The 18936-nt window shown below is 71.5% G+C and carries 21 protein-coding genes, 2 tRNA genes and 1 rRNA gene; 13 read left to right on the top strand and 11 right to left on the bottom strand.

The window, feature by feature from the left end; all coding sequences use genetic code 11:
* Positions 1 to 100: ribosomal RNA gene (gene rrf, locus ACLNEE_RS04535) — 5S ribosomal RNA — on the top strand; the annotation flags it as partial.
* Positions 101 to 238: 138 nt separating this feature from the next.
* Here the strand turns inward: rrf and mtnC are convergent.
* From mtnC to ACLNEE_RS04515, 4 genes are all read right to left on the bottom strand, one after another.
* Positions 239 to 997, bottom strand: a complete 759-nt coding sequence (gene mtnC, locus ACLNEE_RS04530) for an acireductone synthase (RefSeq protein ID WP_412006822.1) — start codon at positions 995 to 997, stop codon at positions 239 to 241.
* Complete coding sequence (gene mtnB, locus ACLNEE_RS04525) at positions 997 to 1668, bottom strand: methylthioribulose 1-phosphate dehydratase (protein WP_412006821.1); 672 nt, start codon at positions 1666 to 1668, stop codon at positions 997 to 999. Before mtnB ends, mtnC begins: the two co-directional genes overlap by 1 nt.
* A gap of 29 nt (positions 1669 to 1697) precedes the next feature.
* Positions 1698 to 2543, bottom strand: a complete 846-nt coding sequence (locus ACLNEE_RS04520) for a DNA-formamidopyrimidine glycosylase (RefSeq protein WP_411424374.1) — start codon at positions 2541 to 2543, stop codon at positions 1698 to 1700.
* A 206-nt stretch (positions 2544 to 2749) separates the two neighbouring features.
* Positions 2750 to 2959: a photosystem I reaction center subunit IV gene (locus ACLNEE_RS04515; protein WP_006911758.1), complete on the bottom strand. Its 210-nt coding sequence runs from the start codon at positions 2957 to 2959 to the stop codon at positions 2750 to 2752.
* A gap of 140 nt (positions 2960 to 3099) precedes the next feature.
* On the opposite strand from ACLNEE_RS04515, the gene ACLNEE_RS04510 reads away from it, so the two are divergent.
* On the top strand, positions 3100 to 4140 hold the full coding sequence (locus ACLNEE_RS04510; protein ID WP_411424375.1) for a hypothetical protein: 1041 nt from the start codon (positions 3100 to 3102) through the stop codon (positions 4138 to 4140).
* Positions 4141 to 4189: 49 nt separating this feature from the next.
* A complete protein-coding gene (locus ACLNEE_RS04505; RefSeq protein WP_411424376.1) occupies positions 4190 to 5767 on the top strand; it encodes a RecQ family ATP-dependent DNA helicase in 1578 nt (525 codons plus the stop codon).
* Between the two features lie 44 nt (positions 5768 to 5811).
* Here the strand turns inward: ACLNEE_RS04505 and ACLNEE_RS04500 are convergent, their stop codons facing one another.
* The 5 genes from ACLNEE_RS04500 to ACLNEE_RS04480 form a co-directional block, all read right to left on the bottom strand.
* Positions 5812 to 7458, bottom strand: coding sequence for a LysM peptidoglycan-binding domain-containing protein (locus ACLNEE_RS04500; RefSeq protein WP_412006820.1), 1647 nt, complete (start codon positions 7456 to 7458; stop codon positions 5812 to 5814).
* Positions 7459 to 7578: 120 nt separating this feature from the next.
* Entirely contained in the window at positions 7579 to 8997 is a 1419-nt protein-coding gene (locus ACLNEE_RS04495; RefSeq protein WP_411424378.1) for an aldehyde dehydrogenase family protein, read from the bottom strand.
* A 28-nt stretch (positions 8998 to 9025) separates the two neighbouring features.
* Entirely contained in the window at positions 9026 to 9730 is a 705-nt protein-coding gene (locus ACLNEE_RS04490; protein WP_411424379.1) for a class I SAM-dependent methyltransferase, read from the bottom strand.
* 143 nt (positions 9731 to 9873) lie between these two features.
* A tRNA-Thr gene (locus ACLNEE_RS04485) sits at positions 9874 to 9945 on the bottom strand.
* A 10-nt stretch (positions 9946 to 9955) separates the two neighbouring features.
* Positions 9956 to 10037 (bottom strand) — tRNA-Tyr (locus ACLNEE_RS04480).
* Positions 10038 to 10089: 52 nt separating this feature from the next.
* Between ACLNEE_RS04480 and aroQ the strand changes: the two genes are divergently transcribed.
* Both aroQ and ACLNEE_RS04470 read left to right on the top strand, forming a co-directional pair.
* Complete coding sequence (gene aroQ / locus ACLNEE_RS04475) at positions 10090 to 10533, top strand: type II 3-dehydroquinate dehydratase (RefSeq protein WP_411424380.1); 444 nt, start codon at positions 10090 to 10092, stop codon at positions 10531 to 10533.
* The gene (locus ACLNEE_RS04470; protein WP_411424381.1) at positions 10530 to 11165 is read left to right on the top strand and encodes a MiaE family protein; all 636 of its coding nucleotides are present in this window, start codon (positions 10530 to 10532) and stop codon (positions 11163 to 11165) included. Before aroQ ends, ACLNEE_RS04470 begins: the two co-directional genes overlap by 4 nt.
* A 42-nt stretch (positions 11166 to 11207) precedes the next feature.
* Here ACLNEE_RS04470 and ACLNEE_RS04465 read toward each other — a convergent pair whose 3' ends face one another.
* Positions 11208 to 11783, bottom strand: coding sequence for a 1,2-dihydroxy-3-keto-5-methylthiopentene dioxygenase (locus ACLNEE_RS04465; protein ID WP_412006819.1), 576 nt, complete (start codon positions 11781 to 11783; stop codon positions 11208 to 11210).
* Between ACLNEE_RS04465 and ACLNEE_RS04460 the strand changes: the two genes are divergently transcribed.
* Positions 11782 to 12564, top strand: coding sequence for an SAM-dependent methyltransferase (locus tag ACLNEE_RS04460; protein WP_411424159.1), 783 nt, complete (start codon positions 11782 to 11784; stop codon positions 12562 to 12564). The genes ACLNEE_RS04465 and ACLNEE_RS04460 overlap by 2 nt on opposite strands.
* Here ACLNEE_RS04460 and dusB read toward each other — a convergent pair.
* Complete coding sequence (gene dusB / locus ACLNEE_RS04455; RefSeq protein ID WP_411424160.1) at positions 12513 to 13577, bottom strand: tRNA dihydrouridine synthase DusB; 1065 nt, start codon at positions 13575 to 13577, stop codon at positions 12513 to 12515. The two genes, ACLNEE_RS04460 and dusB, sit on opposite strands and share 52 nt — an antisense overlap.
* Positions 13578 to 13617: 40 nt before the next feature.
* Between dusB and ACLNEE_RS04450 the strand changes: the two genes are divergently transcribed.
* From ACLNEE_RS04450 to proC, 7 genes are read left to right on the top strand one after another with little or no spacing between them, the layout of a single operon-like run.
* Positions 13618 to 14088: a DUF1823 family protein gene (locus ACLNEE_RS04450; protein ID WP_411424161.1), complete on the top strand. Its 471-nt coding sequence runs from the start codon at positions 13618 to 13620 to the stop codon at positions 14086 to 14088.
* A gap of 47 nt (positions 14089 to 14135) precedes the next feature.
* Positions 14136 to 15500: a ribosome biogenesis GTPase Der gene (gene der / locus ACLNEE_RS04445; RefSeq protein WP_411424162.1), complete on the top strand. Its 1365-nt coding sequence runs from the start codon at positions 14136 to 14138 to the stop codon at positions 15498 to 15500.
* Between the two features lie 55 nt (positions 15501 to 15555).
* Positions 15556 to 16512, top strand: a complete 957-nt coding sequence (locus ACLNEE_RS04440; RefSeq protein WP_411424163.1) for a CbiQ family ECF transporter T component — start codon at positions 15556 to 15558, stop codon at positions 16510 to 16512.
* Positions 16513 to 16535: 23 nt separating this feature from the next.
* Positions 16536 to 16802: a PipX family protein gene (locus ACLNEE_RS04435; RefSeq protein ID WP_411424164.1), complete on the top strand. Its 267-nt coding sequence runs from the start codon at positions 16536 to 16538 to the stop codon at positions 16800 to 16802.
* Positions 16783 to 17517 (top strand): YggS family pyridoxal phosphate-dependent enzyme, encoded by a 735-nt coding sequence (locus tag ACLNEE_RS04430; protein WP_411424165.1) that lies wholly within the window; start codon positions 16783 to 16785, stop codon positions 17515 to 17517. Before ACLNEE_RS04435 ends, ACLNEE_RS04430 begins: the two co-directional genes overlap by 20 nt.
* Entirely contained in the window at positions 17514 to 18098 is a 585-nt protein-coding gene (locus ACLNEE_RS04425) for a cell division protein SepF (RefSeq protein ID WP_411424166.1), read from the top strand. The genes ACLNEE_RS04430 and ACLNEE_RS04425 overlap by 4 nt, the downstream gene beginning before the upstream one ends.
* A gap of 25 nt (positions 18099 to 18123) precedes the next feature.
* Positions 18124 to 18930 (top strand): pyrroline-5-carboxylate reductase, encoded by an 807-nt coding sequence (gene proC / locus ACLNEE_RS04420; protein WP_411424167.1) that lies wholly within the window; start codon positions 18124 to 18126, stop codon positions 18928 to 18930.
* Positions 18931 to 18936: the final 6 nt, after the last annotated feature.

Below are 18936 nucleotides of genomic sequence, written 5' to 3'. Positions count from 1 at the left end.
AGTGGAACCACGCCGATCCATCTCGAACTCGGCTGTGAAACGCTGCAGCGCCGACGATATTTGGGGGGTAGCCCCCTGAGAAAATAGGTCGATGCCAGGTAAAACATTCGCCTCCACAACCGCCTTCTGGCCAAGCAGGACTGCTGGGCTGGGGCGGAGCCAAGGCCACCCCGCGGGGTGGCTTTGGTGTGGGGTGGCTTCGTTGTGGGGAAGAGGCATCGCAGCCCCCAGGCCGCCTTCATCCTGCTGGCGGGGAGGCAATCTCAAGCCCGCTGTAGTCGGCAATCCGCGCGAAGCTGCCGGGATCCCGGGCAGGATTGCCCTCCCGGTCACTGAACAGCACGTGCATGCCGGCGGCGGCGGCAGCCTGGCATTCCGCCAGAGCGTCGCTGATGAAGAGCACCTGGGGCGGGCTGGTTGCCATGGCGGCCGCAATCGTCCGGTAGCTCTGGGCAGCCTGCTTGGGTCCCGTTCGGGTATCGAACCAGAAGCGAAACAGGGCGCGCAGGTCACCCGCTTCGCTGTGCCCGTAGAGCAGTTGCTGCGCCTTCACGGAGCCGGATGAATAGACCGCCAGGACCAGACCCTGGTGGTGCCATCGCTCGAGGGCCGAAGGCACATCGGCAAACAGCGGGCTCCGCAGCTCACCGTTGGCATACCCCTGAGCCCAGATCAGACCCTGCAATTCCTTCAGAGCCGGCAGTTTGCGGTCTTGTCGGATCAACAGCTGCAGGTAGTCGCCGATCGCCGTCCCGCCCTTCTGCCGTAGCGCTGCCGCGGCGGCCTCGTCATCCTCCTCCCAGGCCTGGGCGGCCTGCTCCAGCAGTTGCAGGACCGCCGGATTGTTCTGCTCTGTCTCCAGGAAGCTCGCCATTCTCGCGGCGGCATAGGGAAACAACGTGTCGGCGACAAAGCTCACCGGGCAGGTCGTGCCCTCGATGTCCAGCAGCACGTGGCTCACGCCCGAGCGTCCGAGCGGCGTGGAGGACTCCCCCATCACAGGCTCATGGCCCGGCGTCCCACCAGAGCGTCCAGGAGAAGGCGCCGCCAGTGCTGCTCCAGCAGGAATTCGTGGATCTCGAGGTGCCGTCGCGCCTCGCCGAGGTCCTTTCCCCAGGCGTAAAGGCCATGGCCGGCAATCAGCAAGCCGTGCGGGGCAGCCCGCAGGTGGGGCCTGGCCCGGGCGCTCAGATCGGCGAGATTCTGGTCGTTGGCCAGGATCGGCACAGCCACCGTGGTGGCATGGGTGCTGATTCCTGCCAGGCCCTTGAGCATCTCGAGATCTTCGAGAACGAGGTGGCTCAGTCCCCCCTCGGACGGTCCGTAGTGCTGCGAGAGCAGGGTGCCGGCCTGGGAATGGGTGTGGAGCACGGCCCCGGCCCCGGTGACCTCCACGATCGCCAGATGCAGAAGCGTTTCAGCGCTGGCTCGCCCGTCTCCTGCCACCACGCTGCCGTCGGCATCCACCTCGATCAGCTCGTGCGGAGCGACCCCGCCTTTGTCCACGCCACTGGGGGCCATCAGCAGCGTGAGCGGGGCGGCCTCGAGCACACAACTGAAGTTCCCGCCGGTGCCCTCGCACCAGCCGCGCCGATGGATCGCGGCCATCGCGGCGCTCAATGCTGTCGCCTGGCCGCTCCTGGAGGGTGACGCCAGCTGCTGCTCCATGGGAGTTCCCACCTCGGCCCTCTGCATTCTCACCGCTGGCAGGTGGGGCACCAGTGGGTGCTGCGTCCGGCGAGCCTGTCCCGCCGGATGGGTGTGCCGCAGGTCCGGCAGGGCTGCCCACCCCGGCGGTAGACGGAGGCCACCCCGCCGTAGTTGCCATTGGTGCCGGTGAGATCGCGGAAGTCGCTGAAGGTCGTGCCGCCCGCGCCGATGCTGATCTCCAGAACCGTGACTAGGGCGTTGCGCAGTTCCGTGAGCCGGCCGTTTGCCAGCCGGCCGCTGGGGGTGTGGGGGCGGATGCCGGCCGCGAACAGGGCTTCATCGGCATAGATGTTCCCCACCCCCGCCACCAGCGACTGATCCAGCAGGGCGTTCTTGATCGGCCGGCTGGACCCCCGCAGCCGCTCCCGCAGGTAGGGGGCGGCGAAGACGGGGTCGAAGGGTTCCGGTCCCAGGCGGGCCAGGCCCGTGATCACGGCCTCCAGGGCCTGACCCTGCGGGACGAACCACATCTGACCAAAGCTGCGGGTATCCACGAACCGCAGCTCCTGGCCCAGGGTGTTCCAGATCTGCACGCGGGTGTGGGTGCAGGCCGGCCGGGGGGCCTCCAGCCAGAGAAATTGCCCGGTCATGCGCAGATGCACTCCCCAGTGGCCCCCGTGCCCCCGATCGGCGGCCAGCTGGCCGATCAGGTACTTGCCCCGGCGGCTCCAGCCCTGCACCGTGCAGCCCTCCAGCGCGGCACAGAAGGCCTGCGGGTCGCCAGGGCTGGCCACGGCCCGGGGGCGGTGCACGACCACCCGCTGAATCCGGAAACCCGGGGTGCGCTGTTCCAGCCCCCGCCGCACCGTTTCCACCTCGGGCAGTTCCGGCACGATGTCGGGTCAGTCGCGAGAGCCACAGCGTCTCACACAGGAGCCTTCAGGCCGCCTGGTGGCGCGGCAGAGCTCGATCGGGTGACTCCCGTGAATCGGCTTGGGGCCGGCTGATGAGCCTGCCGACAAGAAAACCCCGACCTGCTGCCAGGCCGGGGATCCAGAGAACCGCACAGGGTTCCAGGGAAGGAGGGATCGCCCCGGGCTCAGGCCTTCTCGAGCTCAGCCTCGGCGAAGTTGTTGGTGTTGATGCCGCCCTCGGAGCCGCTGTAGCCGTTGTAGTTCACCTTGTCGAAGCGAACCACCACCGGGTAGCGGATGCCGGATGTGTCGACGGAGGCGACGGTGCCGACTTCGTTGAACCAGTAGGACTCGGGACGCTTGATGCGCACCTTGTCGCCGCGGGAAATGGCCATCGCTGCGCTGTGGATCGGAGGCTGCCGTAGGGAAGATACCCGGCCAGTCCGGTGGGCTCAGCGCGGGCGTCACGATTCGTCGCCCTTCCCCGGGTGGGGGTGCGTGGGAGCATCGGCGCTGCTGCATTCGGCGTCACCCCATGGGTCCTTCGGAGCTCTCCGCACCGCCTGATCTGAACCTGCAGCTCCCAGATCCGGAGAGCGACACCATCAGCACGATGGAATTCCTGGCCCGGCTGGAGGAGGCCTGGGCCGTGTGTGATCGCTTCGACCTCCAGACCGAGATCTGGCGCGGCCGCATCCTGGGCGCCGTCCGGGATCGCGAGAAGCGGGGGGGAGAGGGGCGCGGCACGGGCTTTCTGCAGTGGCTGCGGGAGCGGGACATCAGCAAGACGCGCGCCTACGCGCTGATCCAGCTGGCCGAGTCAGCCGATGATCTGGTGGGGGGCGGGCTTCTGGAGGAGGCCAGCGTCAACAACTTCTCGAAGCGGGCCTTTCTGGAGACGGCCCAGGCGGATCCCGAGGTGCAGCAGATGATCTCGGAGGCGGCCAACGAGGGCCAGCAGATCACGCGCAAGCAGGTCCGCCGGCTCAGTGATGAGTTCACCGCGGCCACCAGCCCCCTGCTGCCGGAGGAAATCCGCCAGCGCACGGCCGAGAACCTCCTGCCTCCACGGGCGGTGGCGCCCCTGGTGAAGGAGCTGGCAAAACTGCCGGAGGAGCAGCAGGAGGACCTGCGCCGGGTGTTGCGCGAGGAGCCGGAGCTCGAGCGGGTCCGGGACGTGACCAGCACGGCCCGCTGGCTGAGCAAGGCGGCCGAGGCCGCTCTGGCGGTGCGGGCCTTCCAGCAGGGAGAACTCGACTTCGAGAAGGCACTGCAGGAGGCCCAGCGGCTCGATGCGCTGGGCCTCCTGGCCGATGCCGTCGGGCAGGCCCAGGCGCTGGAGGCGGCCGTGCTCAAGCTGCACACGAGCTGGCGGCGGCTGGGGGGGCTGCAGGAGCGGCTCTGGGTGGAGAGCGGCAGCAGCACGCCCCATCTGCGGGAACTGCTCACCGCCCTGCAGTCCCTCAGCGGCAGTGTGCTGCGGGTGTCCCTGGGCGAACTGGCGGGCGGCAAGCGGGTGCGGCTGCAGCTGGTGGAGGAGAGCCCGGAGCAGCTGGCGGCACCACCGCTGCCCTGACGCCACCCCCAGATCTGGGGGTGGCTATGCTTCCTGGCTACCAGGGGTGGTGACTTTGGCGGCTTCGGGGCCCGGCATCTCGCCCAGTGATCCGTCCACTGATCCGCCCACCCCAGTCCCCCCGCTGGCCCAGGCGTCCCCCGATGCCCTGGAGGCTGCGCTTCAGGTGCATTTCGGCTGGGAGCGGTTCAGGCCGGGCCAGCGCCCGGTGGTGGAGGCCCTGCTGGCGGGGCAGGACTGCCTCGCCGTGCTCCCCACCGGTGGCGGAAAGTCGCTGTGCTTCCAGCTGCCTGCCCTGGTGCGCGCCGGGCTGGTGCTGGTGGTCTCCCCGCTGGTGGCCCTGATGCAGGACCAGGTGAGCCAGCTGCAGCGTCGCGGCATCCCGGCCGCCTGCCTGCATCGGGGGCTGCAGCTCCACGAGCGCCGGGCGCTGCTGCAGGCCCTGCGGCAGAACCGGCTGAGGTTGCTGTACCTCGCGCCGGAGCGGCTGCAGGCCGAGGCCACCCGCCAGTTGATCGACGAGGTGCTCGACGCCGGGCGATTGGTGGCCCTGGCGGTGGATGAGGCGCACTGCATCAGTGCCTGGGGCCATGACTTCCGGCCGGATTACCGGCGGCTGGGGCAGCTGCGCGCGCTGTGCCCGGGGGTCCCCCTGGTGGCCCTGAGTGCCACGGCCGCCCCCCAGGTGCGGGCGGACATCATCCGGCTGCTGCAGTTGCGGCGGCCCCTGGTGCAGGTGCGCTCGGCCCGCCGCACCAACCTCACCTATGCCATGCGCCGTCGCCTCCAGGACCCCCTGCCTGAGGTTCTGGAGGCTGTGGGACAGGCCCGTGGTGCCGTGCTGATCTACGCCCGCACCCGGCGTTCCGTGGAGCAATGGGCCGCGCGGCTGGCGGCGGGCGGCCTCGAAGCCATCGCCTATCACGCCGGCCTGGATCCCGAGAGCCGCCAACTGGCCCTGGAGCATTTCCAGCAGCATCCCCGTCCGGTGCTGGTGGCCACCGTGGCCTTCGGCATGGGGGTGGATCGCCCGGATGTGGGCCTGGTCCTGCACCTGGACCTCCCCGCCAGTGCCGAGGGCTACCTGCAGGAGTCCGGCCGTGCCGGACGGGATGGCCAGCCGGCCTGCTGTCTGGTGCTGTTTGACCCGGCCGATCGCACCAGCCTGGGCTGGGCGATCCGGGCGGCCGGTGGAAGCACGAACCCGCTGGGGGCGGAGCGCCAGCGGCTCGAACTCGCCCAGCGCCAGCTGCGGCGGATGGAGGCGGTGGCGGAGGGGGAGGGCTGCCGCGAGCAGGCCCTGCTGCTGGCGGTGGGCGAGCTGGTGCCCCCCTGCGGCCGTTGCGACCGCTGCCAGCAGCTCGACCCTGCCCGGGACTGGTCAGCGCAGGCGGCACTGCTGCTGGAAGCGCTCGAGGAGCGCAGCGGCAGGGATCTGCGCAGCCTGGCCGCCGACCTGGCCGCTGGCGCCGCCGGCAGCGAAGAGGACCGCTGGGCCTGGCTGGCACGGCGGCTGGTGCAGGAGGAGCTGGTCAGTGAGAGTGATGACGGCGCCCAGCGCCTCTACCTGCGCTCGAGGGGACGGCACTACCTGCGGCAGCCCTGGCCCCTGCGCTGGGCGGCCTGAGCGGGGGGCAGGGTGAGCCGGTGGGCTCACACCCGATGAGGGATTCAGCTGCCCTTGGCCTTGCAGAGATCCGTCACCAGCTTCTGCTCGAAGTCGGTCTGGGGCGTGTCCCAGGTCTTCCACTGACCGGACTGGGTCGTGGCGTTGACCTTGCGGGCACCGCAGTTGATGGCCAGATAGAGGGGCTGTCCATCACTGTTGAGGGTCGGCGCCACGTAGCTGCCGCCCATCGACTGCCAGTTCGCCCAGTCGACCTGCAGCGGGCCGTAGCTGCGCCAGTCGTGGTCGCCGGTCTGGCTGGTCGCGGCGGGCTTGGTGACCGCGGTGGCGGTCTGCGCCGTTGGAGTGACGCTGCGGCTGGCCGGGACGGTACGGCTTGCCGTGACGGTGCGGCTGGGCGAGACAGTGCGGCTGGGCGAGACAGTGCGGCTGGCCGTGACGGTGCGGCTGGCAGGAAGGGTGGCGGTGCTGACCCGGCTGCTGGTGGGCGCCTGGCGGGGGGCTGCTGGTTGGGCTGCTGGTTGGGCGGTCGAGCGGGTGGCTGCCCTGGAGGTGGCTGCCCGCGAAGGGGCCGCCGCGGTGGTGGCTGCGGTTCTGGTGGTCGCGGCGGCGCTGGCCGCCGGTTGGGCGGGCTTGGCGGGTTCAGGTTCGGAGCGGGAGGGGCTCGGTTGGGCCGCCATCTGCACCGCGGGGGTCGATGGGGTGGGGCGCGGTGTCGGCTGGGCTGCGGGCCTGGCGACCGGTTGCGGATCGGCCTGGGGCTTTGGTTGGGGCTCCGGTCTGGCCGTGGTTGGCTGCGCCACGGGTTGGCTGGCCGGCTCGGGGGCGCTGGCCTTGGGCTCGGGCGTGGGCTTGGGTGTGGCCGCTGGCTTGGGCTGGGCCGCCGGCTTGGGCTGAGCCTTCGCCTTGGGCTGAGCTGTCGCCTTCGGGGCCGGCGGGGCCTTGAGCTTCAGCCGCATCCCCGAGAAGACCAGGTCGGGATCCTCCAGCTGGTTGATGGCGACCAGACGGTCCACCGAGGTGCCGTAGCGATCGGCGATGTCGGAGAGGCTCTCCCCGGGGCTGACCAGGTGTTCCCGGGCCTGGGGGGTGGGCCCGCTTTTCGCCGCACCGGGTCGAGCCGGAATCCTCAGCCGCGACCCGGACACCACCAGGTCCGGGTTGGCGATGCCGTTGATCTGGATCAGCCGCTCGGTGGTCGTGCCGAAGCGATCGGCGATCTCGGAGAGGGTTTCGCCGCTCTGGACCGTGTAGGGGGCGGTGGGAGTCGCCCGGGCGGAACGGCTGGCCCCCCCCTGGCCCGAACCTGGAATCACCAGACGCTGCCCGACGACCACCAGGTCGGGGTTGCTGAGGCCATTGGCCTGCATCAACCGTGTCAGACCAACGCCGTGGCGGGCGGCGATGTCGGAGAGGGTCTCGCCGGGCTGCACCGTCACCTGGCCCGCTCCGCCCCGGCGCGGGCTGCCCCCGGCGCCGGGGATCACCAGGCGCTGCCCGACGACGACCAGGTCGGGGTTGCTGATCCCGTTGGCCTGCATCAGCCGGTTCAGGCCGACCCCATGGCGATCGGCGATCTCCGAGAGGGTTTCGCCCGGACGCACAACCACCTGGGCGCGACTGGGTGCCGGCAGGACTGCCGGCAGCGGCAGCACCACCGCTAGGGCCAGGGCAGCAAGGGTGCGGCGCATCGACACTACGGATAGCTGCCGGAACGTTAAGAGCAGGGCCAGCACCGATCCACCCCCAGGGGATCACGAGTGCTGATCGCTGCTCCAGCTCCGCCCCCAGCCTCGTTTTCAGCCTCGCCCTCAGCCCAGCAGCCGCCTGATCAGGGGGAGCTTGCCGGCGTACGGCGGGTAGCGCACCGGCAGGTCGAGCCAGAAGGGCCGCTGCAACACGCTGCGGTGGTGGGAGAACGTCGTGAACCCGGCCCGGCCGTGGTAGCTGCCCAGGCCACTCTCCCCCACCCCTCCGAAGGGAAGGCCACCCACGCCCGCCTGCAGCACCACGTCGTTGATGCCCACCGCACCGGAGCTGGTGCAGCCGAGAACCCGCTGCCGCGCCTCCGGGCTGCGGCTGAACAGGTAGAGGGCCAGGGGCTTGGGCCGGCTTCGCACCTGGGTCAGGGCCCCCTCCAGCGTGGCGACGCTGAGCACCGGCAACAGCGGTCCGAACAGCTCCTCCTGCATCAGGGGATCCTCGGGATCGTCCACGGCCACCAGGGTGGGCGCCATCTTGAGGCGCTCCGGGTCGCTCTGGCCGCCGTGGAGCACCTGCCCACGGGCCTGGGCTCCGGCGAGCAGTCCCTGCAGCCGCAGGAACTGGCCGTGGTTCACGATCGTGCCCAGATCGGCCGACGCGAGGGGATCCGGGCCGTAGAAGCGCTCCAGCTCGGCGGCCATGGCCGCCACCAGGGCATCGCGGACCGGGGCTTCCACCAGCACATGGTCCGGTGCGATGCAGGTCTGGCCGCTGTTGAGGCCCTTCCCCCAGGCCAGGCGCCTGGCCGTGACCTCCAGATCCGCATCGGCCAGCACGATCGCCGGACTCTTCCCCCCGAGCTCGAGGGTGACCGGGGTGAGATGGCGGGCGGCCGCGGCCATCACCAGCCGTCCCACCCGAGGCCCGCCGGTGAAGAAGATGTGGTCGAAGCGCTGCTCCAGCAGCCGGGCCGCCACGCTGGCGTCGCCCGTCACCACCTGCACCACCTCCGGCGGGAACGCCGCAGCCACGGCCGTGGCCAGGGCGGCCGCGGTGGCGGGGGCCTGTTCGGACGGCTTGAGCACGACGGCATTCCCCGCGGCCAGGGCGCTCACCAGGGGGCGCAGGCACAGCTGGACCGGATAGTTCCAGGGGCTGATGATCAGCACACAGCCGAGGGGCTCGGCCAGCACGAAGGCCCGGCCCGGCCGCAGGGGCAGCTCGAGCGGTACGGGGGCCGGCGCCATCCAGCGTTTCAGGTTCCGTCGGGTGAAGCGCAGTTCCTGGCGGACCGAGATCAGTTCGAACTGGGCCTCGACGGGCGGTTTGCCAAGATCCGAGACCAGGGCGGCGAGCAGGGACTGCTCATGGCGTGTCAGCAGCTCCTCCAGGCGTTGCAGCTGGAGCTGTCGCCAGCCCAGGGCACGGGTCTGGCCCTGGCTGACGGCTTCCCGCATGGAGCTGATCGGCAGCGGTGGCGGGCTGTCGAGCGGGCGAGAGGTCGGGCTGGGTGGATCCACGGACATCGGCTGAGGTCAGGCGGGGCAGACGAGATCAGGCTGGGGGGCGTTGGGCGATCACCGCGAAGAAGGGATCCCCATGGCCGCCGATCCAGCCCAGGGGCCCTTCGGCGCGGGTGGGCTCGGCCAGGATCTGGGGCGGCCCCCAGCCCTGGGCGATCAGCACCCGGGCGACGTAGGCCAGGTGGTCACGGTCGTCGCCCTCCATCCAGATCCGGGGCGCCTTCTGCGCGAACATCCGGTTCGAGAACGCCACGATCAGCTGCCCGCCCGGGCGCACCACCCGCAGCAGGTCGGCCGCCACAGCTTCCGGCTGCTGCAGGTACTGCCAGCCGGCCACGATCAGGGCCGCGTCCACGCTGGCGGTGGGCAGGGGCAGCGACGGGTCCCGGTTCAGGTCCTGGACCCAGTGGCGATCCAGGCGCGGGTTCGCCTCGAGTTCCCGGGCGTTGAGGCCATGGCCGATCACCGCCTGGTAGCGGACGTCCTCGGGCAGGTGGCTCACCCAGCTGCTCATCAGGTCGAGCAGTGTGGCCTCCGAGGGGATGCGCTCCCGGTAGAGCTGGGTGAGCCTGGAGCGAAACGCCCCATCCAGATGGTGCACGAAGCGGGGCTCGGCGTAGAAGAGGGCGTCATCACCGCCATCGAGCTTGCAGCGCTCGGCTGGCTGCAGCACGGGTACCACCGCAGGGGGCTCGGGGGAGCGGGCGGGCTGGTCCTCCTGGAGCTGGATGGTCATGGTTCTGCCGGGGCGGACGGACGCGCTCCGCCCCAGAATGGCCCGTGGAGCCGGCCGCCCGCGGGCCATGGCCCCTCCCCGCTGCGGGTGGCAGGCGTGCTGCTGGCGGCGCGGTCGCCCGGGGTGCCGCCGGGGGACTGAAGAGCCCTTGACGAGACTTGAACTCGTGACCTCTCCCTTACCAAGGGAGTGCTCTACCGCTGAGCTACAAGGGCATGTGGAGGATGGGCCGGGTTGGATTTGAACCAACGTAGGCAGAGCCAGCGGATTTACAGTCCGCCCCCATTAACCACTCGGGCACCGACCCGAACCACACCGCAAGAACTTACCAGCCGACCCCACCGGTTCTCCCCCTCTCCATGCAGCTGCTCGCCCTTCACGGCCCCAATCTCAACCTGCTGGGGACCCGTGAGCCCGGGCTCTACGGCAGTGTCACCCTCGAGCAGATCAATGCCGATCTGCAGCAGCGGGCGGCCGCGCTCGGGGCCGGCATCGACTGCTTCCAGAGCAACCACGAGGGTGCCCTGGTGGACCGGATCCACCAGGGCCATGGCCGGGTGAACGGCATCCTGATCAACGCGGCCGCGTACACCCACACCTCCGTGGCGCTCCGGGATGCGCTGCTGGCCGTGGCCATTCCCTACGTGGAGCTGCACCTGAGCAACACCCATGCCCGGGAAGCCTTCCGTCACCACTCCTACCTGGCCGACAGGGCGGTGGGGGTGATCTGCGGCTTCGGGGCCGGCAGCTACCGGCTTGCACTGGAGGGTCTGGTGGCCCATCTGAGGGCCAGCCGGCCATGAGGTCCGCCCCGGAGATCCTCCCCGCCGGGGAGCCGCCCGCGCCTGCCGCCGCCCGCATCCGCTGGCTGGCGGCCCCCACCTCCTCCGCCTGGCTGGAGCAGGCGATCGCCCACCCCGACCTGGTGCTGCTCGACCACGCCCACTGCGAGCGCAAGGCGGCCGGCGTGGCCCTCCAGCTCCTGTTCCGCTACCCCAGCGATGCCCCCCTCGCCGAGGCGCTCAGCCCCCTGGCCCGCGAGGAGCTGGAGCACTTCGAAGTGGTGATGGCCCTGCTCCAGCGCCGGCAGGTGGCCCTGCGGCCCCTGCCGGCGCCGCCCTACGGCGCCGGGCTGGCCCGGGCGGTGCGGCGTGAGGAGCCCCAGCGCCTGCTCGATTCCCTGCTGGTGGCTGGGTTGATCGAGGCCCGCAGCCATGAGCGCATGGCCCTGCTGGCCCAGCACAGCCCGGATGCGGAGCTGCGGGCGCTCTACGGCCGGCTGCTGGCCAGCGAGGCCCGCCACTTCGGCCTCTACTGGGTGTTGTGCGAGCAGCGCTGGCCGCGCCGGGAGGTGATCGCACGGCTGGAGGAGCTGGCGGCCCTGGAAGCCTCCTTGCTGGCCGAACTCCATCCGCAGCCCCGGATGCACAGCTGAGGCCTCTGCGGAAACCTCAGCAGAGGTGCTCGCTGGAGCTGTTCAGGTCGGTGTCGGCAGCAGCGCGTCGAGCAGGGGGTACTGGGCGGCGATGGCATCCCCGGTGAACGTGGCCACCCAGCCGTCGGGGTTGTCGAAGAAGCGCAGGGCGCAGAAGCGCGGCTCGGGACCCATGTCGAACCAGTGGGGGGTGCCGGCGGGCACCGCGATCCAGTCGCCGGCCTCGCACACCACCTGGAGCACCTCCTGGCCGAGGTGCAGACAGAACAGCCCGCAGCCCTCCACGAAGAAGCGCACCTCGTCCTCGCTGTGGGTGTGCTCGGCCAGGAATTTCTGGCGCAGGGCCTGCCGCTCCGGATGGTCGGGGGTGAGGCGGATCGCATCCACGGTGGGGTAGGAGCCGCCGGCCTGCACCTGCGCCACCTCGGGGGCGTAGGCCGCCAGGATCCGGGCCTGGTCCGCAGCGGCGGGCAGGCTCGCCCTGGCCGGCCAGCGCTCGAAGCGGATGCCCCGCCGGCCCAGCTCCGCACCGATCGTGGGCCCGTCGTGGCTGCGCAGGACAGGCTGGGGTTCAGCCGCCGGGGTGGCAGGGTGCCGGTAGATGGCTAACAGCGTCATGGCCTCCGCGCCGCAGGAGAGCAGCCTAGAAAACCCAGCGCCGGGTCTCGTCCTGGTGGGCGTCGGCCCCGGGGATCCCGAACTGCTCACGGTGGCGGCCGTGCGGGCGATCGAAGCTGCCGCGGTGGTGGCCTATCCGGTGGCCCGGGAAGGAGCCACGGGGATGGCGGCCGCGATCGCCGCCCCCTGGATCGCCCCCCACCAGCGGCGTCTGCCGCTGGTGTTCCCGATGGTGGCGGAGGCAGAGCCGCGGCTTGCCGCCTGGCAGGCCGCCGCGGAGGCCCTGGCCGCTGAGGTGGCCGCTGGTCAGGCGGTGGTGCTGCTCTGCGAGGGGGATGTGTCGCTGTTCGCCAGCAGTTCCTACGTGCTGCTGGCCCTGCGCCAGCGCCACCCGGCCTGTCCGGTGCGGCTGGTGCCCGGTGTGGCGGCCGTCTGCGCGGCGGCGGCGGCGGCCTCCGGGGCCGGGATGCCCTGGCCGCTGGCGCTGCAGAGCGAGGGCCTCTGGATCCGCCCCACGCCCGAGGCTCCGGCCGGCCTGGAGGCCCTGCTCGCCTGCGCCGCCGCCGAGGGTTCGGTGCTCGCGCTGCTCAAGCTGGGACATCGCTGGAGCTGGGTGCGGGAGCTGCTGGCGGCGCGGGGGCTGCTCGAGGCGGCCCTGTTCGCCCGGCGGGTGGGCTGGCCCGATCAGCTGGTGGCCCCGGCTGCGGCGGTGCCGGCCGGCGAGCAGACCTACTTCTCGCTGCTGCTGATCCGCCAGGGCCGGCCGTCGGTGTTGCCGTAGGCCCGCTCCAGCAGCGCGAGCGCCTCCCCCGGCGTCGGGGCCCGCATCAGGGCATGGCGCAGCTGGGACGCGCCGGGGAAGCCCTGGCATGTCCAGCCCATGTGCTTGCGGGCGATCAGCAGGCCGTGGTCGCCCTTGGCCGCCACCAGGGCCTGGAGCTGCTCCGCGGCCAGGGCGATCCGCTCGGTCGCTCCGGGGGAGGGGGGCACGGGGCGCCCGCCCAGGGCCGCGTCGATCTGACCCACCAGCCAGGGGGCGCCCATGGTGCCGCGGCCCACCATCACCCCATCGGCGCCGGTGTGGGCCAGGCAGCGCAGGGCGTCGTCGGGGCCGTTCACATCGCCGTTGGCGATCACCGGGATCGTCAGGGCCCGCTTCACGGCGGCGATGGTGTCCCAGTCGGCCCGGCCCCGGAACCCCTGCTCGCGGGTGCGGCCGTGCAGGGTGAGCAGCTGGGCGCCGGCGGCCTCCAGCCGGCGGCACCAGGCCACGGCGGTGGCCTGAAGATCCCGGTTGCCCTCCCCGCCGCCCTGTCCGCCGCCCTGACCGCCGCACCAGCCCAGGCGGGTCTTCACCGTGACCGGAAGGCTCACGGCCGCCGCCACCGCCTCCACGATGCGGCCGGCCAGATCGGGGTCGCGGATCAGGCCGCTGCCGCCGCCCTTGCGGGCGATCTTCTTCACCGGGCAGCCCATGTTGATGTCGATCAGGAAGGCGCCGGCGGCCTCGGCGCGGCGGGCGGCGTCGGCCATGGCGGCGGGGCGGTGGTCGAACAGCTGCACGCCGATCGGCCCGCTCTCGCTGCCCAGCTCCTCCACCTTCTGCAGGCCGTGGCCCAGCTCCAGGCTGGTGGCGTTCACCATCTCGGTGAACAGCAGGGCATCGGGGGCCCAGCGCCGCACCAGGCCCCGGAAGATGCGGTCGCTCACCCCCGCCAGCGGCGACTGGAGCACGCGGCACCGCAGTGAACGCGGTGTGCCGTTGCCGGACAGCTCGATGCAGGGGGTCAGCATGGATCCATTCTCGTCGTGGACTCCAGGCCCGCCCCACCCGATGGAAGCCGCCCCCGCCCCCGCACCCTGGCCCCTCAGCCGTGCCCTGCTGGAGGCGGTGCTGGCCGATCGCGTCAGCGACCGTTTCGTGTGTGAGCTGATCTGGCCGCGCCTGGGCTATGGGCCGGACGGCGCCGGCACCTGGAGCGCCGGCCCGGCCACGGATGCCGCCTGGCGGGAGTCCTTCCCGACCGAACCGCAGGTCATCGCCGAACGCCCGGCCAGCGTGCGGCTCACCCGCTCGATCGCCCGCGAGCACAAGCAGCTGCTGAAGGAGCAGCTCGGCTTCGGCGGCTACCGCATCGGCGAGCTCTACCCACGCCGCACCCGCCGTGCCACTGCCGTGAACTGGTTGCTGGCCGACCTGGCCCGGCGGGGCGAACCGTTGCCGGCCACGGGCCCCCTGCCGCCGCTGCTGGCCGCACCCGCCGATCCGGTCGCCGGTCACCCCGGTGACCGGCCGATCGCCTGAAGGCCTCTCTGTAGGGTCAGGACACGACAGTCGTTGCGATAAGACGTTTGGCCTTACCGGTCGTCGCCATCATCGGCCGCCCCAACGTGGGCAAATCCACCCTGGTCAATCGTCTGTGCCGCAGCCGCGAGGCGATCGTGCACGACGAGCCCGGCGTGACCCGCGACCGCACCTACCAGGAGGGCTTCTGGGGCGATCGCACCTTCCGGGTGGTGGACACCGGCGGCCTGGTGTTCGACGACGACAGTGAATTCCTGCCGGAGATCCGCGAGCAGGCCAACCTCGCCCTGGCCGAGGCCTCGGTGGCCCTGGTGATCGTGGACGGCCAGCAGGGCTGCACCGCCGCCGACGAGGCGATCGCCACCTGGCTGCGCGGCCAGAACGTGCCGGTGCTGCTGGCGGTGAACAAGTGCGAGTCCCCCGAGGCGGGGCTGGCCATGGCGGCGGAGTTCTGGGGGCTGGGGCTGGGGGAGCCCCATCCGATCTCGGCCATCCACGGCGCCGGCACCGGCGATCTGCTCGATGAGGTGATCAGCCATCTGCCGCCCAGCCAGGAGGAGGAGGGGGAGGAGCCGATCCAGCTGGCGATCATCGGCCGCCCCAACGTGGGCAAGTCGAGCCTGCTCAACGCCATCTGCGGCGAGAATCGGGCGATCGTGAGCCCGATCCGCGGCACCACCCGCGACACGATCGACACCACGATCGAGCGCGAGGGCCAGACCTGGAAGATCCTCGACACCGCCGGCATCCGCCGCCGCCGCTCGGTGAACTACGGCCCGGAATACTTCGGCATCAACCGCAGCTTCAAGGCGATCGAGCGCAGCGACGTGTGCGTGCTGGTGATCGATGCCCTCGACGGCGTCACGGAGCAGGATCAGCGGCTGGCCGGCCGCATCGAGGAGGACGGGCGCGCCTGTGTGGTGGTGGTGAACAAATGGGATGCCATCGAGAAGGACAGCCACACCATGCCGGCCATGGAGCGGGAGCTGCGCGCCAAGCTCTACTTCCTCGACTGGGCCCCGATGCTGTTCACCTCGGCCCTGAGCGGTCAGCGCGTGCAGGCGATCTTCCCGCTCGCCCTGCTGGCGGTGGAGCAGCACCGCCGCCGGGTCACCACCTCGGTGGTGAACGAGGTGCTCACCGAGGCCCTCAGCTGGCGCACCCCGCCCACCAGCCGAGGCGGCCGCCAGGGCCGCCTGTACTACGGCACCCAGGTGGCGGTGCGTCCCCCCAGTTTCACCCTGTTCGTGAATGATCCCAAGCTCTTCGGCGACACCTACCGGCGCTACGTGGAGCGCCAGATCCGCGAGGGTCTTGGGTTCGAGGGCACGCCGATCAAGCTCTTCTGGCGTGGCAAGCAGCAGCGCGATGCCGAGCGGGACCTCACCCGCCAGCAGAATCGCAGCCGCTGAGGCGAGGGCCTGATGCCGCGGCTCTGCACCGGCACGTACCCCGGAGGCCGCTGACGTGGATGTGCTGCGCCAGATGCCGATCGGCCAGTTCGTGGCCGCTGACCCCGAGGGGGCGGCCGGCGGGCGGAGCAGCTGGCTGCGGGGGCTGGATCCGCGGCTCAAGCTCGCCTGGACCGTGGTCTTCCTGGTGACCCCGATTCTGGCCGGGCCGATCTGGCGGCTGTCGCTGGTGGGTCTGCTGCTGGGGATCACCGCCGTCAGCGGTCTGCCCTGGCGGCTGTGGCGCCGCAGCCTTCCGGTGCTGCTCGCCCTGGCCCTGCTGGTGGGGGGGCTGGCGGCCTTCCTGCCGGCGGGCGATGGGCCCAGGGCTCCGCTGCAGCGCCCCCCCGCCGAGGTGCGGCTGCAGGGGGGCTCCCCCCTGGACCCTCCCGCCGAACGGGCCGGCCTGGCCTGGCGGGTCGTCGCCTGGGGGCCGCTGCAGCTGGGCCCCGTCGCGCTCGGCCCGATGGTGATCAGCCGCCGCTCCGCCGAACTCGGCCTCAACGGCGCCACCCTGCTGTTCACCCTGGTGCACAGCGCCAACCTGCTGCTGCTGAGCACCCCACCGGAGGAGCTGGTGTGGTCGCTGAGCTGGCTGCTGGCTCCCCTGGCCCGGCTGGGCTGGCCGGTGGAGCGGCTCGGCTTCACCCTGCTGCTCGCGTTGCGGTTCCTGCCGCTGGTTCAGGAGGAGCTGCAGAATCTGCTGCGGGCGGTCGCCACCCGGGCGGTGAACCTGCGCAGCCTGGGCTGGCGGGCTTCGCTGGGGCTTGTGCTGGTGCTGGGGGAGCGGCTGCTGGCCAATCTGCTGCTGCGGGCGGAGCAGGGGGCCGAGGCGCTGCTGGCGCGCGGCGGGACCTGGCTTCCACCCGACCAGTTGCACCGACTGCCCCCCCCCCGCTGGCTCAGCAATGGGGTGGCGGGTGTGGGGTTGGTGATCGTGTTGGGTCTCCGTTGGAAAGTCGGTGCCCTTTAATACTGCGCAGATCCCAGGGCTGAGTGACCAGCGAGCGCTACCTCAACCATCCCACCTTCGGGATGCTCTACCGGGTCGCTCCTGTGGCCGACGGTCGGGACCTCTACGCCACGCTGTATGCCCAGCGCATCTTCTTCGTGGTGACCCTGCAGCCCCGGGGAGCCAGCTTCGAGGTGGTCCCGCTGATGGATGCCCGCCACTACGCCGAGCAGAATCTGGCCCGCGTGCGGCGGGACGGGCCGGAGGCCCATGCCCAATGGCGACAGCTGTTTGACCAGACCTTCATCTGATCCCAGCGCGGCGGCTGATCCCGGCACGGCGGCCCCCACCATCGCCACCCGGCTGGCGGCGATCCGCAGCCAGCTGCCTTCAACCTGCAGGCTGCTGGCGGTGAGCAAGGGCCAGCCCACAGCCGCCCTGCGGGCCGCGGTGGCGGCGGGTCAGCGCAGTTTCGGGGAGAGTCGGCTGCAGGAGGCGGCAGCCAAGCAGGACGACCTGGCCGACCTGGCTCCCCTCGACTGGCACTTCATCGGCCGGCTGCAGGCGAACAAGGCCCGGGGGGTGCTGCGGCGCTTCGACACCATCCACTCGGTGGACAGCCTGGCCCTGGCCGAGCGGCTGGCCCGGATCGCCGCCGAGGAGGGCCTGAGCCCGGCGGTGCTGATGCAGGTGAAGCTGCGGCCGGATCCGACCAAGACCGGGCTGGAGCCGGAGGCGCTGCGGGCCTGCTGGGAGAGGCTCTCCGGCCTGGCGCCTCTGCGGCTGGTGGGGCTGATGACCATGGCGCCCCTGGGGCTGGAGCCGGACGCGCGCAGGGCGCTGTTCGCCGACTGTGACGCCCTGGCCGCCGAGCTGGGGTTGCCCGAGCGGTCGATGGGGATGAGCGGTGACTGGCCCGAGGCCGTGGCCGCCGGCAGCACCTGGGTGCGGATCGGCAGTGCCCTGTTTGGTGACCGGCCGTCCCAGAATCTTGCGATCCCTGACGTGGGACGCTATTCAGGATGAAAGCATCCTCCGAGGTTCGCTCCGTGTCGTTGTTCTCCCGCCTTCGTGCCGTCGTCTCCGGCGATGACTACCTCGATGGCGACTACGACGAGGACCTCGACTACGACGGTGGCGATCTCCCCGAGAGCGCCACGCCCCACAGGCCCAGTGCCTCGAGTGCCCTGGCGCTGACCTCGGATTTCGCCATCGACGATCCCTTCGCCGGCACCAATGTGATCGGCATGCCCGGGCTCACCCCCTCGGCGGCGGAGGTGACGCTGATGGAGCCCCGCAGCTTCGATGAGATGCCCCGGGCGATCCAGGCCCTGCGGGAGCGCAAGACCGTGATCCTCAACCTCACGATGATGGAGCCGGATCAGGCCCAGCGCGCCGTGGATTTCGTGGCCGGGGGGACCTTCGCCATCGACGGCCACCAGGAGCGCGTCGGGGAGAGCATCTTCCTGTTCGCTCCGAGCTGTGTGACGGTCACCACCGCCTCCAGTGACGAGGTCTCCTCCCCCACCACCGTGGCCCGGGACCTGCCCCATGAGCAGGAAGCGGCCCCCAGCCCTGCCTGGGGCCGCCAGGAGACCGCGATCTGAGCGGCGCTGAGGAGCTGGTGCCGCTGTGACCGGTTCCGCTTCAGGGTCGCGGCTGGGGGTGGTCGGCCTCGGCCGCATGGCCCTGGCCCTGCTGCTGCCCCTGATCGAGGCTGGGCTGGTGCCGTCGGCGGGGGTGTCGGCCGTGGTGGCAAGCCGGGCCTCGGCCGAGCGGCTCGCCCAGGCCCATGGGCTGCAGGTGGGCACGGATCCGGCGACGGCCTGGGCGGCCCCGGTGGTGCTGCTGGCCGTCAAGCCCCAGCAGCTCGAGGCCGCCGCCGCGGCCGCCCCGGCCGGAGGCTCCGGTCTGTTGATCTCCGTGCTGGCGGGGGTGACCCTCGAGCGGCTGCAGGGGCTCTTCCCTGGCTGGCGCTGCGTCCGGGCGGTGCCGAACACCCCCTCTTTAGTGCGCTGTGGCCTGACCGGCCTGGCCCTGGCGCCGGACGTCAGGACCGAGGAGGGCGCCTGGGTGCGGCGCCTGTTCGACCAGGTGGGGGAGGTCCATGAACTGCCGGAAACCCAGCTGGACGCCTTCCTGGCGCTCACCTCCTCCGGTCCGGGTTTCGTGGCCCTGCTGGCGGAAGCGCTGGCCGATGGCGCCGTGGCGGCGGGTCTGCCCCGCCAGCTGGCCCATCACCTGACCCATCGCACCCTGGCCGGCACGGCGGCCCTGCTCGAGGCGAAGGCGCTGCATCCGGGCCAGCTCAAGGACATGGTGAGCTCGCCGGCCGGCACCACGATGGCCGGCCTGCGCCAGCTGGAGCGTGCCGGGGTGCGTTCGGCCCTGATCGAGGCGGTCGTGGCCGCTGCCGAGCGCAGCCGCGAACTGGCCTGAGCAAGC

Origin of the sequence: Aphanothece stagnina RSMan2012, from assembly GCF_046764815.1 — a bacterium.
Classification (GTDB): Bacteria; Cyanobacteriota; Cyanobacteriia; order PCC-6307; family Cyanobiaceae; genus NIES-981.
The sequence above is the reverse complement of the archived record's forward strand: the minus strand, read 5'-3'. Positions and strand labels throughout refer to the sequence as shown.

What these genes read in the sequence shown, in the direction of transcription:
- ACLNEE_RS04450 (WP_411424161.1), top strand. Translation starts at nt 13,618, where the DNA reads ATGGAAGCCGCCCCCGCCCCCGCACCCTGGCCCCTCAGCCGTGCCCTG.
- mtnB (WP_412006821.1), bottom strand. Translation starts at nt 1,668, where the DNA reads ATGGAGCAGCAGCTGGCGTCACCCTCCAGGAGCGGCCAGGCGACAGCA.
- mtnC (WP_412006822.1), bottom strand. Translation starts at nt 997, where the DNA reads ATGGGGGAGTCCTCCACGCCGCTCGGACGCTCGGGCGTGAGCCACGTG.
- ACLNEE_RS04465 (WP_412006819.1), bottom strand. Translation starts at nt 11,783, where the DNA reads ATGACGCTGTTAGCCATCTACCGGCACCCTGCCACCCCGGCGGCTGAA.
- ACLNEE_RS04515 (WP_006911758.1), bottom strand. Translation starts at nt 2,959, where the DNA reads ATGGCCATTTCCCGCGGCGACAAGGTGCGCATCAAGCGTCCCGAGTCC.
- ACLNEE_RS04425 (WP_411424166.1), top strand. Translation starts at nt 17,514, where the DNA reads ATGAAAGCATCCTCCGAGGTTCGCTCCGTGTCGTTGTTCTCCCGCCTT.
- ACLNEE_RS04460 (WP_411424159.1), top strand. Translation starts at nt 11,782, where the DNA reads ATGGCCTCCGCGCCGCAGGAGAGCAGCCTAGAAAACCCAGCGCCGGGT.
- ACLNEE_RS04490 (WP_411424379.1), bottom strand. Translation starts at nt 9,730, where the DNA reads ATGACCATCCAGCTCCAGGAGGACCAGCCCGCCCGCTCCCCCGAGCCC.
- aroQ (WP_411424380.1), top strand. Translation starts at nt 10,090, where the DNA reads ATGCAGCTGCTCGCCCTTCACGGCCCCAATCTCAACCTGCTGGGGACC.
- ACLNEE_RS04470 (WP_411424381.1), top strand. Translation starts at nt 10,530, where the DNA reads ATGAGGTCCGCCCCGGAGATCCTCCCCGCCGGGGAGCCGCCCGCGCCT.
- ACLNEE_RS04510 (WP_411424375.1), top strand. Translation starts at nt 3,100, where the DNA reads ATGGGTCCTTCGGAGCTCTCCGCACCGCCTGATCTGAACCTGCAGCTC.
- ACLNEE_RS04500 (WP_412006820.1), bottom strand. Translation starts at nt 7,458, where the DNA reads ATGCGCCGCACCCTTGCTGCCCTGGCCCTAGCGGTGGTGCTGCCGCTG.
- dusB (WP_411424160.1), bottom strand. Translation starts at nt 13,577, where the DNA reads ATGCTGACCCCCTGCATCGAGCTGTCCGGCAACGGCACACCGCGTTCA.
- ACLNEE_RS04495 (WP_411424378.1), bottom strand. Translation starts at nt 8,997, where the DNA reads ATGTCCGTGGATCCACCCAGCCCGACCTCTCGCCCGCTCGACAGCCCG.